Source organism: Marivivens donghaensis (assembly GCF_030410045.1).
Classification (GTDB): domain Bacteria; phylum Pseudomonadota; class Alphaproteobacteria; order Rhodobacterales; family Rhodobacteraceae; genus Marivivens; species Marivivens donghaensis.
The window spans coordinates 698858-713576 of sequence record NZ_JAUFRA010000005.1; the positions used below are offsets into that span (position 1 = coordinate 698858).

The window sequence follows — 14719 nt, forward strand, 5'->3', positions numbered from 1 at the left end:
AACGAGGTTTTCATATGAAAATAGGCCCCAAAGGGGCCTATTTCGAAGCTTAATTCGTATAGGTCAGGATTATTCCTGATACGACAGACCCATGTGGGTACCAACGGCGACCATGTCAGCCAGAAGGTGAGCCGCATCATCAACCGGACCCGGTTCGTTCTTAAAGTTCGCAAGAGCCTTCTCGTGAGCTGCGCGGTATTCCGCAACCATCTCAGCGAAGATCTCTTGGGTCACTTCTGCGGTGGGCAGGGCGCGTTCAGCAAGAACCGAAACACTCTCTGCACCGATTTCGGCAAAGCCGCCGGAAACGACATATTCGTCGCTGCCGCCCGCATGAACGACCCGCAGGATACCTGGACGCAGGGTGGTGATGGTCGGTGCGTGACCTGCCATCGCCGTCATTGCGCCTTCAGCAGCCGGGATCTGGACCTCGGTGGCCTGAACAGAAGCGAGCTTCCGTTCAGGGGATACGAGATCAAATTGGAGCGTGTCAGCCATTATGCCTCTCCTTAGGCAGCTTCAGCTGCCAGTTTTTCGGCCTTTGCCAGAACTTCGCCGATACCGCCTACCATGTAGAAGGCAGCTTCCGGCAGGTGGTCGTATTCACCGGCCACAACTGCTTTGAACGACGAGATGGTGTCTTCCAGCGGAACCTGAACACCGTCCGAACCAGTGAACACTTTCGCAACGTCGAACGGCTGCGAGAGGAAACGCTGGATCTTACGAGCGCGCGAAACGGTCAGTTTGTCTTCTTCCGACAGTTCGTCCATGCCGAGGATGGCGATGATGTCCTGCAGCGACTTATAGCGCTGGAGGATGTTCTGGACGTCGCGAGCAACCTGGTAGTGCTCTTCACCAACGATCTGCGGGTCAAGGATACGCGACGACGAGTCGAGCGGGTCAACTGCCGGGTAAATACCAAGTTCCGAGATTGCGCGGTTAAGAACGGTGGTTGCGTCCAAGTGAGCAAAGGTCGTTGCCGGTGCGGGGTCGGTAAGGTCGTCCGCAGGTACGTACACAGCCTGGATCGATGTAATCGAGCCGTTCTTGGTCGAGGTAATGCGTTCCTGCATCGCGCCCATGTCGGTTGCCAGTGTTGGCTGGTAGCCCACAGCGGACGGGATACGACCCAGAAGTGCCGAAACTTCGGAACCAGCCTGAGTGAAGCGGAAGATGTTGTCCACGAAGAACAGAACGTCGGTACCCGAAGCGTCACGGAACTGTTCCGCAAGGGTCAGACCGGTCAGTGCAACGCGTGCACGTGCTCCCGGAGGTTCGTTCATCTGACCGTACACGAGAGCCACTTGCGACTCTTCGAGGTTGTCCGGCTTAATAACGTTAGATTCGATCATCTCGTGGTAAAGGTCGTTACCTTCACGGGTACGTTCACCAACACCTGCGAACACGGAGTAGCCCGAGTGCACTTTTGCGATGTTGTTGATGAGTTCCATGATGAGAACGGTTTTACCAACGCCCGCACCGCCGAATAGACCAATCTTACCACCTTTGGAGTAAGGTGCGAGAAGGTCGATAACCTTGATGCCGGTTACGAGGATTTCGGTTTCGGTCGACTGGTCGCTGAATTCCGGTGCCTCAGCGTGGATCGGACGGGTTTCCGTCGCGTTCACTGGGCCCTTTTCGTCAACTGGTTCGCCAACAACGTTCAGAATACGACCGAGGGTCGCGGTACCAACCGGAACCGAAATCGGTGCGCCGGTGTCGACCACTGCCTGACCACGAACGAGACCTTCGGTCGCGTCCATAGCGATGGTGCGTACGGTGTTTTCGCCAAGGTGCTGGGCCACTTCAAGAACCAGCTTCTTGCCATTGTTTTCGGTGTTGAGTGCGTTGAGGATCGCCGGCAGGGCATCTTCGAACTGCACGTCCACAACGGCGCCAATCACCTGCGTGATTTTGCCTTTTGCGTTTGCCATGTTTCGTTACTCCGGTTCTTAGAGCGCTTCCGCGCCCGAGATAATTTCGATCAGTTCGTTGGTGATGACGGCCTGACGCGAACGGTTGAATTCGATGGTCAAGCGGTCGATCATATCGCCCGCGTTGCGAGTTGCGTTGTCCATCGCGCTCATCCGCGCACCCTGTTCGGATGCAGCGTTTTCTAGCAGAGCCGCAAATACCGCCGTCGACACGCTGGCAGGCAGCAGGTCTTCGAGGATTGCTTCTTCGCTAGGTTCGTAGTCGTAGTCAGCCACAGCACCGTCGGTTGCTTCAAACTTTGCTGGGATCACCTGCTGCGCAGTCGGGACCTGAGCGATCACGGACTGGAATTGAGCAAAGAAGATCGTCGCAACGTCGAATTCACCGGCTTCGAACCGCTTCAGAAGGTCTTTGCCGATGGATTGTGCAGTCGCGTAGTCCATACGCTTTACAGCGGAGAGATCTACGTGATCCACAATCAGCTCGCCCATATCACGGCGAAGCTGTTCACGGCCCTTCTTGCCCACTGTCAGGATTTTGACCGTCTTGCCTTGGGCTTGAAGGTCACGAACAGCCTGACGGGCTTTCTTCACGATCGAAGAGTTGAAACCGCCGCAGAGGCCACGTTCAGCAGTCATGACCACAAGCATGTGGACTTGATCGCTGCCCGTACCACGAAGCAGCAGCGGCGCAGTATCCGAACCACCAGCCGAAGCAGCAAGCGCGGACACTACAGCGTTGAAACGCTCAGTGTACGGGCGAGCCGATTCAGCAGCGTCCTGGGCACGGCGGAGCTTTGCCGCCGCGACCATCTGCATCGCCTTTGTGATCTTGCGGGTCGATTTGACCGACGCGATCCTGTTTTTTAGGTCCTTAAGACTTGGCACTGCCTTGTCTCCTTATCCGGTGATCAGGCGAAGTCTGCGGCGAATTCGTCCAGCGCAGCCTTCAGCTTGTCAGCATCAGCGCCTTTGATCTTCGGGTCGTCGTTCGCGATCCAGTCCAAGATGTCCTTACGCTTGGTGCGCAGGAATGCGAGGAGCGCTGCTTCGTAGCGGCCAACTTCTTTTACGTCGACTTTGTCGAGGTAACCGTTGGTGCCTGCGAAGATGATGCAAACGATTTCCGCGTTGGTCAGCGGCGAGTACTGCGGCTGTTTCATCAGCTCGGTCAGACGCGCACCACGGTTCAGAAGACGCTGGGTTGCAGCATCAAGGTCGGAACCGAACTGAGCGAATGCAGCCATCTCGCGGTACTGAGCGAGCGACAGTTTAACCGGACCAGCAACAGACGACATTGCTTTGGTCTGAGCGGACGAACCAACGCGCGAAACCGAAAGACCGGTGTTCACAGCTGGGCGGATACCCTGATAGAACAGTTCGGTTTCGAGGAAGATCTGACCGTCGGTGATCGAGATCACGTTGGTCGGAATAAACGCCGAAACGTCGCCGCCCTGGGTTTCAATGATCGGCAGCGCGGTGAGCGAGCCCGAACCATTGTCTTCGTTCAGCTTTGCCGAACGTTCCAGCAGACGCGAGTGGAGATAGAAAACGTCGCCCGGGTAAGCTTCACGGCCCGGCGGACGGCGGAGCAGAAGCGACATCTGACGATACGAAACAGCCTGCTTCGAAAGGTCATCGTAGATGATCAGTGCGTGGCGGCCGTTGTCACGGAAGTGCTCTGCCATTGCGGTTGCCGCGTAGGGAGCAAGGAACTGCATCGGTGCCGGATCGGACGCGGTTGCAGCAACAACGATGGAGTATTCCATCGCGCCGTTTTCTTCGAGCTTACGAACGAGCTGAGCAACAGTCGAACGCTTCTGACCAACTGCAACGTAGATGCAGTACAGTTTCTTGGACTCGTCGTCGCCAGCAGCTTCGTTGTAGGACTTCTGGTTCAGGATAGCGTCAAGAGCAACAGCGGTTTTACCAGTCTGACGGTCGCCAATGATAAGCTCACGCTGGCCACGGCCAATCGGGATCATCGCGTCAACCGATTTCAGGCCGGTTGCCATCGGTTCGTGAACCGATTTACGGGGAATGATGCCCGGTGCTTTAACGTCAGCTACCAACCGCTTGGAAGCGTTGATCGGACCTTTGCCGTCGATCGGGTTACCCAGACCGTCAACAACGCGACCCAGCAGTTCATCACCAGCCGGAACGTCCACGATCGAGTTGGTGCGCTTAACAGTGTCACCTTCTTTAATGTCGCGGTCGGAACCGAAGATAACAACACCAACGTTGTCTGCTTCGAGGTTCAGAGCCATCCCGCGGATACCGCCCGGGAATTCGACCATTTCACCAGCCTGAACATTGTCCAGACCGTATACGCGAGCGATACCGTCACCGACCGAGAGCACACGGCCGATTTCGGCCACTTCGGCATCTTGGCCAAAGTTTTTGATCTGGTCCTTCAGGATCGCAGAAATTTCTGCAGCTTGGATCGCCATTATCCGACCTCTTTCATGGTGTTCTGGAGAGCGCTGAGCTTGGAGCGGATCGACGTGTCGATCATCTTCGAGCCCACCTTAACAACAAGACCGCCAACGAGGGACTCGTCCACGGCCGCATTAATTTTCACAGTTTTACCGATATTGGCAGAGAGTGACTTTGCCAGTTTATCGGACTGAGTTTTAGTCAGCGCTTTTGCGCTGATAACCTCGGCGGTTACTTCGCCTTTTTCTTCGGCCATCAGGTCGCGTAGCGCGTTCAGGACGAACGGCAGAACGAACAGACGGCGCTTTTGCGCCAGCAGGCCGAGAGTGTTGGTTACGATTTCCGACAGGCCCATCTTTTTCGCGAGCGCTGCGATAGCAGTCGCTTGCTCTTCGCGGGAGTAGACCGGCGAAGAAATCAGAGCGCGCAGATCAGAGCTACCTTCGAGTGCAGCCGTCAGTGCGTCAATGTCGGATTCAAGAGCCGCAAGACCTTTACCTTCTTTGGCAAGGTCAAAAGCAGCAGATGCATAGCGCGAAGCGATGCCGGTTGAGATCGAAGCTGGTTCGGACACGTCCACCCTTCCGATAGTTTTGGCCCTCACGTCATACCGGGATGGTCTGAAGTTTAGGCAGCTTGAACCGCCCTCGTCGAAGCGGGGGCGCCAAAATCACGGGGGATGTAGCAGACAGGTATGACTGTCGCAACCGCCTAGACGCACTCAAAATCGATTGTTTGCGCCAATACTCTGAAAGAACAGCGTCGCAAGGTGACAGGTGCGACCATTCGCGCAACCTTTCTCGTCAAAAATCTGTACGCGACGGTATACCGAAGTCCGATTTTAACCGAGAATCGAATCTCTTTTTCGTGATCGTCAGGTCGGACGGCTATTTGATAGCCCCGCTTCGGGCACAGGCCGCCCTACCCCTTCGAGAATTTTAAGTGGGCGTTTCACCGCCTCTCCCAGACCCGGTCGACGGGGGGCAGAGACTTGTTTCGAAACTTCGACAATCAACACACCACCAGAAGCGATGAACGGCAATTTATGTCCCAGATCTTCAAGGACATTCGCCAGTTTGCGCCATATCCGCTTTTTCGAGGGTGGCTGATAAAGAACCGACGACGTGCGTTCGACAACGAAGTTGTGCTGTCTGAGCTGGGCCTCAAGCTGGCTCAGCGAATAGGGACGCCCATAACCGAACGGCGTTTTGTCCGATCGCGACCAGAGCCCCGCACGGTTGGGCACGACAAAAACAGCACGCCCTCCGGGTCCAAGAACACGCCAACATTCCTCCAAAACCGCCGTCGGATTCTCTGACGTTTCCAGCCCGTGCATCAAAACAAGCTTATCAACGACGCCGTTTTCAAACGGCCACATCATTTCTTCACATAGGACGCTGACATTCGGCTGTCCCGCAGGCCAAGGCATAACGCCCTGCGGCCCCGGCATCAGCGCCACAACCCGACGCGCATCTTCTAGGTAAGGACGCAACAACGGCGCAGCAAAGCCAAAGCCCGCAACGGTTTGACCTTTCGCCTCGGGCCACATCGCAGTCAATTCACCACGGATGACCTTTTGTGCGGCCCGCCCCAAGGCGCTGCGATAATAGAAATTGCGCAGATCAATTACGTCGAGATGCATTGCGGTCGGTGGCCTTTGGGCTAGTCTCTTTATCAAAGCTTAACCGAAGATCGTGACAATGCCATGCCCCTTGAACTCATTACCTTGCCCTGTTTGACAGATAACTATGCCTATCTGGTCCGAAACACTGAGACGAATGAGGTCGCTCTGATCGACGCACCCGAGGCTGGACCGATCGCATCCTACCTCGACGCACATGGCCTAACTCTCAGCACCATACTGCTAACCCACCACCATTGGGACCACGTGGACGGCGTTCCTGATCTTGTCGCACGGTATAGTCCCAAAATCATCGGCGCCGCCGCAGATGAGGCACGACTACCCAAGCTCGACCAATCTGTGGTGAATGGTCAGACAATCACCATTTGCAGCGAACCTTGCGCAGTGATCGACGTCTATGGCCACACCATCGGACACGTGGCGTTTTACTTCCCGCAAAGCGGCTATCTTTTCAGCGCTGATAGCCTGATGGCATTCGGCTGTGGTCGCCTGTTCGAGGGAACGCCTGCACAAATGTGGGACAGCATGCAGCGCCTCCGCGCCCTGCCTGACGGTACACTCGTCTGTTCGGGCCACGAATACACTGCATCGAATGCCAAATTCGTGGCGACCATTGATCCGAACACCCCAGCCGTTCAGGCCCGCATTCAGTCCACACCCGAGGCCCGCGCGAAAAACGAAGCAACCGTTCCATCGCTCCTCAGCTTGGAAAAAGCGACCAACCCGTATTTGCGCGCAGACCATCCAGACCTCAAAGCCGCACTCGGCATGGAAGGTGCAACGGACCTCGACGTATTCACCGAAATTCGCCGCCGAAAGGATAATTTCTGATAGTTTGGTGCAAAAACATTCCGCGCTGACGCGCCGTTACAGGGCGATGACGCGAAATGTGAAGCGAATATGAAAGAAAGTCCTTGAAGGTTGGGCAAGAAAACCAAACTTTAAAGGTATGAGGCCACAGTCGAACGGAACGTGTTCCGCGAGACACCGAAAGAAAGGAGCACTCATCGTGCCATCTTTTTCGACCACACTAGAGCAGTCCATCCATGCGGCGCTGGCTTTGGCCAATGCGCGTCGCCACGAACTCGCTACACTCGAACATCTTTTGCTGGCCCTGATCGATGAACCCGACGCCGCACGCGTCATGAAAGCGTGCTCTGTCGATCTCGATGAGCTGCGCAAAAACCTCGAAGAATATATCGACGACGATCTGTCGACCCTGATCACCGAAGTCGATGGGTCCGAAGCCGTGCCCACCGCTGCGTTCCAGCGTGTGATCCAACGCGCCGCGATCCACGTCCAGTCGTCGGGTCGCACAGAAGTCACAGGTGCGAACGTCCTCGTCGCGATCTTTGCGGAACGCGAATCCAACGCGGCCTATTTCCTCCAAGATCAGGAAATGACCCGCTATGACGCGGTCAATTTTATCGCGCACGGTGTTGCCAAAGACCCCGCCTTTGGCGAGGCGCGTCCAATCATGGGCGCTGACGACGAAGAAGACCGTACAACGGAGACAGCAACCGAAACAGCCGAAGCGAAAGACTCCGCTCTTGCCAAATACTGCGTGGACCTGAACGCGAAATCCGCGAAGGGGGACGTTGATCCGCTGATCGGTCGCGATCACGAGGTTGAACGCTGCATTCAGGTGCTTTGCCGCCGCCGTAAAAACAACCCGCTTCTCGTTGGTGATCCGGGCGTTGGTAAAACCGCTATCGCCGAAGGCCTCGCCCGCAAGATCGTAAACGGCGAAGTGCCCGAGGTTCTGTCTGAAACGACGATCTACAGCCTCGATATGGGCGCCCTTCTCGCGGGAACCCGTTATCGTGGTGATTTCGAAGAGCGTCTCAAGGCGGTGGTGTCCGAACTCGAAGACCACGACGATGCCGTTCTGTTCATCGACGAAATCCACACTGTGATCGGTGCGGGTGCGACCTCTGGCGGTGCGATGGATGCGTCCAACTTGCTGAAACCTGCATTGCAGGGTGGTAAGCTGCGCTGCATGGGGTCGACCACCTACAAAGAGTTCCGCCAACATTTCGAAAAAGACCGCGCACTTGCTCGTCGTTTCCAGAAAATTGACGTGAACGAGCCATCGGTCGAGGACTCGGTGAAAATCCTGCAGGGTCTAAAGCCCTACTTCGAAGATCACCACCAAATCCGCTACACCCACGACGCGATCAAATCCGCCGTGGAACTGTCGGCCCGTTATATCAACGACCGCAAACTGCCCGATAAAGCTATCGACGTGATCGACGAGGCTGGTGCTGCTCAGCATCTGGTCGCTGAATCCAAGCGCCGTAAAACCATCGGCGTGAAAGAGATCGAAGCGGTCGTCGCAAAAATCGCACGCATCCCACCGAAGAACGTCAGCAAAGACGATGCAGAGACGCTCAAGGATCTGGAAAAATCGCTCAAGCGCGTTGTGTTCGGTCAGAACCTCGCAATCGAAGCGCTGTCCTCTGCGATCAAACTGGCGCGTGCGGGTCTTCGTGAACCTGAAAAGCCCATCGGGAACTACCTCTTCGCGGGCCCGACTGGTGTTGGTAAAACCGAGGTTGCGAAACAGCTTGCCGATACGCTCGGCGTCGAACTCATCCGTTTCGACATGTCCGAGTATATGGAGAAGCATGCCGTATCGCGTCTGATTGGTGCCCCTCCGGGTTATGTTGGGTTTGATCAGGGCGGTATGCTGACCGATAGCATCGACCAGAACCCGCACTGCGTGTTGCTTCTCGATGAAATCGAAAAAGCGCACCCAGACGTTTACAACATCCTGCTGCAGGTGATGGACCACGGGAAACTGACCGACCACAACGGTCGGACGACAGATTTCCGCAACGTGATCCTGATCATGACCTCGAACGCGGGTGCTGCAGAGCAAGCGAAAGAAGCAATCGGCTTTGGTCGTGATCGTCGCGAAGGCGAAGACACCGCGGCCATCGAACGCACCTTCACGCCTGAATTCCGCAACCGTCTGGACGCGGTGATCCCTTTCCAGCCGCTGCCGAAGGAAGTCATTTTGCAGGTCGTCGAAAAGTTCGTCCTGCAACTCGAAGCGCAGCTCATGGACCGCAACGTCCACATCGAACTCACGCCGGCCGCCGCCGCGTGGCTCGGCGACAAAGGCTACGATGCGAAAATGGGTGCACGTCCGCTGGGCCGTGTCATTCAGGAACACATCAAAAAACCGCTGGCCGAGGAATTGCTGTTCGGCAAACTCACCAAAGGCGGTGTGGTTCGTGTCTTGGTCAAAGACGACAAACTCGAACTGGAAGTCGAGCCACCACAGCAAGGTCGCCTGACAGGAAACAAACCACCGCTCTTGACCGCAGATTGATGCGTGCGGGGGCACTCATACTAATCACTCTCGCCGCACCAGCCGCGGCGAGAGACCCACTTTTCGGGCTACCGATTGACTGCGATCTCTCGGACACCTGTTACATCCAACAATTCGTCGACCATGACCCGTCTGCGGGCGTTACCGACTTTGCCTGTGGTTCGCTAACCTATGACGGCCACAAGGGAACAGACTTCGCCCTCCCCTCGCTCGCCATGCAAGCCCAAGGCGTCAACGTGATCGCAGCTGCCCCTGGAACGGTGCGCGGTATTCGCAATGACATGGTCGATATACTGCAAGGGCATGCCGGTGCGCCCGACGTGTCCTCTAAGGAATGCGGCAACGGTGTCGTGATCGACCACGGCAACGGGTGGGAAACCCAATACTGCCACATGGCCCAAGGGTCCGTCATTGTGAGATCAGGTGATCAGGTGGCTATGGGTCAGGTTCTCGGCCAAGTCGGACTATCGGGCCAAACCCAATTTCCGCACGTCCACCTATCTGTGCGCCACAATGGAGAGGTCGTAGACCCCTTCGATCCGAACGATGAGGCCACCTGCGGACCGTCAGACACCACGCTCTGGATTGACGAACCGCCAACACCTGCAGGCGGATTGATCAGCACAGGATTTGCCCCGAACGTGCCTGACTATGCAGATATTAAGGCAGGCACCGCAGGCGTGGTAGAGCTGGATAAATATGGCAATATCGTCCTCTGGGGGTTCTCGTTCGGCGTCCAATCTGGTGACGAAATGACGTTTGAAATCATCGGCCCCTCTGGCCCAATCTTCGAGCACGTCGAAGCACTGACCCGCGATCAAGCGATGGTCTTTCGTGCCAGCGGGAAACGCGCGCCCGCGTCAGGTTGGGACACAGGCGACTACGCAGGAATGGTCACCTTGCAGCGTGACGGAACCGAGTTAGACCGCCAAGTGATCAACGTCACCGTTCGGTGAGCTTCAATTCGATCCGACGGTTCTGCGCTCGTGCTGCATCGCTGTCTTCTGTGTTCAAAGGCTGAAATTCACCAAAACCATTGGCCGACAAATGGGTCGGATCAATGCCTTGGCTTTCCGACATGAACCGCACCACGGACAAGGCCCGTGCTTGGGACAGTTCCCAGTTGTCACGGAATTCGCCCAAGCCCGACAGAGGTATATTATCGGTGTGCCCATCGACGCGGATGATCCAATCGATGCTATCGGGAATATTATCAGATACTTGCCGCAAAAGCGTCGCGACCTTAGCAACCTCGGCCTGACCCAAAGGCGAAAGCGTCGCGCTGCCCGGAGGGAACAGAACCTCAGAGGCAAAGACGAAACGGTCGCCCTCAATTCGCACGCCATCCTGATCGGCCAGCACTTGACGCATCTGACCAAAGAATTCCGACCGATAGTTGGCCAGTTCTTTTGTCTCTGCCTCTAGGCGCGCCCGTTCGGCCTCTTCCAACTCCAAACGACGCGCGTTTTCCGCAGCGGCACGGGCAAGCGCCTGATTGAGCCGCCCAGAAAGGTTCGTAATCTGGACCTGCGCTTCGGTATCCGCCTGCTCTGCCAAATCCAGCAGGCCTTGCAGGTGGGCAACTTGGCTGCGTAATTCGGCAACATTGGCATTCAGAGCCGCAACCTGACGCTGGCTTTCGGCTGAGAGCGCCTCTTCCTCGGTCAAACGTTGCTGGGCAACGGCCAGAAGCGCCGCCTGACGCTCTGCTTCGGTCAATTGCTCAGTCTGTTGAGCCGCCAAAACATCCCGCGCGGCCTCTGCTGCGGCCAAGAGCGTGAGAGTGTCCTCAGCCTCTTTGCGCTGCTGTTCGAGGGCCAGTGTCATCGCTGTAATTTCGGCGTCTGCATCTGCGAGGCGCGCACGCAATGCTTCCAAAGCGGCTGCATCTGTCAAACGCGCAGCTTCTAGCTCTGACACTTGCGCTTGACGCGCCGCGCCGCCAGTTTCCAACTCGGCAATCGTCGCCGCGTCCTGATCACGTTTGGCCTCAAGGTCCGCGATCAGTGCTTCGAGCGCTTCACGACGGGCGGCCGCAAGTCGCGCACTCTCGGCAGCATCGTCAATTTCTGAACGCGCCGTTGCGAGGGCGAGGTTCAGCGCCTCAGCCTCGGACATCAATCGCGCCTGTTCGGTTTCCAGCCCCGCGACCTGATCCCGCAAATCGGTGCGATCCGCCAGCAAACCTGCAATCTGAGCTTCAAATCCAGTGATCTGACTTTGCGCATCGACGAGTTCGGCCGTGACCCGATCCCGTTCTGCCGTCAACGACGCAATCAGGGCCGCTTGGGCCTTACGTTCGTCTTGGGCCTGCGACAGGTCCGTGGTCAACTGCCCGACCTGACTAGCCAGCTGCGACGACCGCGATTGTTCGAGGCCCAGCGCATCGGTCAAAGATGCAATCTCTGACGAAAGCTCCTCGAGCCGCGTTTCCTGTCCCGTGATCTTTTCCCGCAGCACAAACTGGATCACCATAAAAATGGTGATGACGAACATCAGGACCAACAAAAGCCCCGTCATCGCATCCACAAACCCCGGCCAGATCGATGCGTTGAAACGGTTGGTGCTGCGACGACTGATCGCCATTAGCTATGCCCCGTACCCGTTGGGCGTTTTGTGGCGCGGAGCATGCGGGTGATGTTCGCGAGATCGCCGCGCAGTTCGCCTACTGTTTCTTGACGGCCCGACGATAGTTCTTCGAGGATTTTCAGAAGCTGAACATCAATCGACCGCAACCGCATTCGGCTTTCTGCATCAATTCCGTCAACGCCGCTGTCCTGTAGCTTCTGCGCGAGCCGCATCTGCGCCTCAGCAGCCTCTTGCAATGCAGGCCGCACATCGGTCGCGTCAATTTTCTGGGACAGCCCCACAACGGCTTCGGTCAGGCGCACCAGATAAGCATCAGTTTGGCCACGGCCTGCTTCTGCCTGCTCAAAGAGCGCGCGGAGGGTGTCGATCTGATCTGCCATCTGGTCGAGCACGCCACCGTAGGGGTTCCCCTCCATCGCGGAACCCTCATCCCCGCTCGAAAATCCGAGACGGGTGATCGAGGACATCCATTCTTCGAGGTCGCGGTAAAAACGGTTTTGGCCGTGTCCTGCAAAAAGCTCCAGCAGACCAACGATCAGTGACCCCGCCAAACCGAGGAGTGAGGACGAAAACGCTGTGCCCATGCCGCCCAACTGCGCCTCAAGGCCCGTTTGCAGTTTGGCAAAGATATCGCCCGCAGCACCGTCATCGGCATTCAACGAACGAATAGTTTCGACCAGCGCAGGAACCGTCGTGGCTAGACCATAGAAGGTCCCCAGAAGGCCGAGGAAAATCAGCGTATTGCCCAGATATTTCGTGATCTCGCGGTCTTCGTCGATGCGGCTAGCAACGGAGTCCAAGATCGACCGCGCCGACGAACTGGACAGCTGCATCCGCGCACCACGTGACCGCAGCAATGTCGCCAAAGGTGCAAGAAGCGCAGGCGCGCCTTGAACCTGCTGATCCCGAGCAAAGCGTTTGATCCACCCAACGGACGATACGAGCTGAACGACCTGCCCAAAGCACGACAAAACGCCCAAGACAAAGACAGCACCGATCAGCCCGTTCAAATACGGGTTTGACCAAAAGATCGACAGCAACGTGGACAATGCCACATAGACGCCAGCGCCAATCAGCCCCAATGCGATCAACATCATGGTGATCTGTCGCGTTGGTTGCGAAAAATACGGCTCGGCCTCGGGTTCCCTGATGTCCGCCACGGGTTGGGTTCCTCGCGTTAGTTTGTTGAGGGAACCATAAGGCCCTGAGACTGAATTCCCAAATGAAATATACGGGATCAGTCTGCGATAATCGCCTTAACGCGACCGACGAGCCACGCCATTTCATCATCGCAAATGCCCATCTGGGTCAGATGCGCCGCCGTGTTGAAAAGATACTCGGTATTTGGTCCGCGCCCACCGACCGCACGCCCGATCATTTGCGCCTGCGTTTCGAGCGGCAGGTGACAGTATTGTTCGTGATCTGGGTCGATAATGTAGGTCACCGCCTCAACCATCCGCCCGTCATGGAGCGTAATCGGCAGCACCGCCTCAAGATAGGCCGACGACACCAATTCACGTTCGCGCAGCGCGGTGATCACGGCCTCGCGGTCCGCATCGGCAACTCGAAACGCAACACCCGTGCAGCCAGCACCATCCTGACGATCCAAAGCCAGAACGAGTCCCGGGTCGTCCACGGTGCCGCGATGGTGAATGGACAGCATACAAAACGACCGATGAAACCCGTCCAATCGCGCCTGAATAGCCTCCTCGGGTTCGAAACCGGGGTTCCACAAAAGCGAGCCGTAGCCAAAGACCCAAAGCGGGGAATGTTCTTTTCCTGTCATGATCCCATGGTTAAACACGAAACCAGTTCGGGTAAAAGGGGGCGTCATGCGGATCAAAGGTTGGGCGATTACAGGCGTCGTGGTTTACGGGCTCTATTGGGCCGCTGGATCGTTTGGTTTGCAGTCGCTGGTGCAGTCGGCCATTCAGGCAGACACCTCGTCAAAGGCTCAGGACGTGGCGCTGCAAAATTCACCGCTGCGGTTTACCACCCGTGTGGATGGCTACGAGAGCCAAATCGATGATTTGACCACGCTCGTCGCCGAGTCCGCAGAGGTGAGCATTCCCACATACGCCCCGAACCGCGCCCGCATCGAAATACTCGGCCCTGTTCAAATCGTGGGCCCTACATGGACGATCAAGGTTTCCGCTGACGATCTATCAATTGGGGGATCAGTTCAGATCACACGAAATGGCGACCTTGGACGATTTGACCTCAGCGGATCGAATGTTGTCATTGAGGAACCCGATACCAAGGCAGCCACCATAGAGGTCCACCTCATTCCGTCAGACCAAGGTGTCTACGATCTAGACCTATCGATGACGGACGTCACTCTGATGGCTGAGGTAACGAAGTCCATCGACCCGACGCACCAACTGCCCGAAATGGTCAGCCTATTCAGCGTCAACGGGGCAGTCAAATTCGACCCCGCCCCTGCCCTGTTCGCGACCTCTGACCCGATGATCGCAGGCATGGACTTTGCGCCGCTCAAACTCATATGGGGTGACATTGATCTGACCTTCGACGGGCTCATCGACATTCTACCTGACGGAACGCCAAGCGGTCAGTTGGACGTGACCCTAAAAGGCTGGGAAACCGTTCTTCGGATGCTCGCTGCGAACGGAGCGATCAAACCTGCCAACTTGATGGGGTATCAGGCGATGGCATCGGGTCTTGCGAGCGACGATGGCAGCATTACACTTCCCCTGATCTTTGCGGACGGGCAAATGCGCCTCGCCGCGTTCCCGTTGGGACCCGCGCCAAAGCTACGCTAAC

The 14719-nt window shown here is 56.8% G+C and carries 13 protein-coding genes; 4 read left to right on the plus strand and 9 right to left on the minus strand.

What is annotated here, in order from left to right:
- Positions 1-69: 69 nt before the first annotated feature.
- The 6 genes from QWY83_RS09085 to QWY83_RS09110 form a co-directional block, all read right to left on the minus strand.
- Complete coding sequence (locus QWY83_RS09085; RefSeq protein WP_067551489.1) at positions 70-498, minus strand: F0F1 ATP synthase subunit epsilon; 429 nt, start codon at positions 496-498, stop codon at positions 70-72.
- A gap of 11 nt (positions 499-509) precedes the next feature.
- Complete coding sequence (atpD, locus tag QWY83_RS09090; protein ID WP_105234436.1) at positions 510-1934, minus strand: F0F1 ATP synthase subunit beta; 1425 nt, start codon at positions 1932-1934, stop codon at positions 510-512.
- A gap of 18 nt (positions 1935-1952) precedes the next feature.
- The gene (locus QWY83_RS09095) at positions 1953-2822 is read right to left on the minus strand and encodes a F0F1 ATP synthase subunit gamma (protein ID WP_105234435.1); all 870 of its coding nucleotides are present in this window, start codon (positions 2820-2822) and stop codon (positions 1953-1955) included.
- A gap of 23 nt (positions 2823-2845) precedes the next feature.
- Positions 2846-4384: a F0F1 ATP synthase subunit alpha gene (gene atpA / locus QWY83_RS09100; protein WP_067551495.1), complete on the minus strand. Its 1539-nt coding sequence runs from the start codon at positions 4382-4384 to the stop codon at positions 2846-2848.
- Positions 4384-4944 (minus strand): F0F1 ATP synthase subunit delta, encoded by a 561-nt coding sequence (locus QWY83_RS09105; RefSeq protein ID WP_249945212.1) that lies wholly within the window; start codon positions 4942-4944, stop codon positions 4384-4386. The genes atpA and QWY83_RS09105 overlap by 1 nt, the downstream gene beginning before the upstream one ends.
- 300 nt (positions 4945-5244) lie before the next feature.
- Positions 5245-6012 (minus strand): class I SAM-dependent methyltransferase, encoded by a 768-nt coding sequence (locus QWY83_RS09110; RefSeq protein ID WP_249945211.1) that lies wholly within the window; start codon positions 6010-6012, stop codon positions 5245-5247.
- 63 nt (positions 6013-6075) lie between these two features.
- On the opposite strand from QWY83_RS09110, the gene gloB reads away from it, so the two are divergent.
- From gloB to QWY83_RS09125, 3 genes are all read left to right on the plus strand, one after another.
- The gene (gene gloB / locus QWY83_RS09115) at positions 6076-6843 is read left to right on the plus strand and encodes a hydroxyacylglutathione hydrolase (protein ID WP_249945210.1); all 768 of its coding nucleotides are present in this window, start codon (positions 6076-6078) and stop codon (positions 6841-6843) included.
- 178 nt (positions 6844-7021) lie between these two features.
- Positions 7022-9349, plus strand: coding sequence for an ATP-dependent Clp protease ATP-binding subunit ClpA (gene clpA / locus QWY83_RS09120; protein ID WP_249945209.1), 2328 nt, complete (start codon positions 7022-7024; stop codon positions 9347-9349).
- A complete protein-coding gene (locus QWY83_RS09125; protein WP_249945208.1) occupies positions 9349-10305 on the plus strand; it encodes a M23 family metallopeptidase in 957 nt (318 codons plus the stop codon). Before clpA ends, QWY83_RS09125 begins: the two co-directional genes overlap by 1 nt.
- On the opposite strand, the gene QWY83_RS09130 is transcribed toward QWY83_RS09125, so the two are convergent.
- From QWY83_RS09130 to QWY83_RS09140, 3 genes are all read right to left on the minus strand, one after another.
- Positions 10292-11935, minus strand: a complete 1644-nt coding sequence (locus tag QWY83_RS09130) for a peptidoglycan -binding protein (protein ID WP_249945207.1) — start codon at positions 11933-11935, stop codon at positions 10292-10294. The genes QWY83_RS09125 and QWY83_RS09130 overlap by 14 nt on opposite strands.
- A complete protein-coding gene (locus tag QWY83_RS09135; protein WP_249945734.1) occupies positions 11935-13032 on the minus strand; it encodes a biopolymer transporter ExbB in 1098 nt (365 codons plus the stop codon). The genes QWY83_RS09130 and QWY83_RS09135 overlap by 1 nt, the downstream gene beginning before the upstream one ends.
- Before the next feature lie 143 nt (positions 13033-13175).
- Complete coding sequence (locus tag QWY83_RS09140) at positions 13176-13724, minus strand: gamma-glutamylcyclotransferase (protein ID WP_249945206.1); 549 nt, start codon at positions 13722-13724, stop codon at positions 13176-13178.
- A 46-nt stretch (positions 13725-13770) separates the two neighbouring features.
- On the opposite strand from QWY83_RS09140, the gene QWY83_RS09145 reads away from it, so the two are divergent.
- Positions 13771-14718, plus strand: coding sequence for a DUF2125 domain-containing protein (locus QWY83_RS09145; protein ID WP_249945205.1), 948 nt, complete (start codon positions 13771-13773; stop codon positions 14716-14718).
- Position 14719 lies beyond the last annotated feature (1 nt).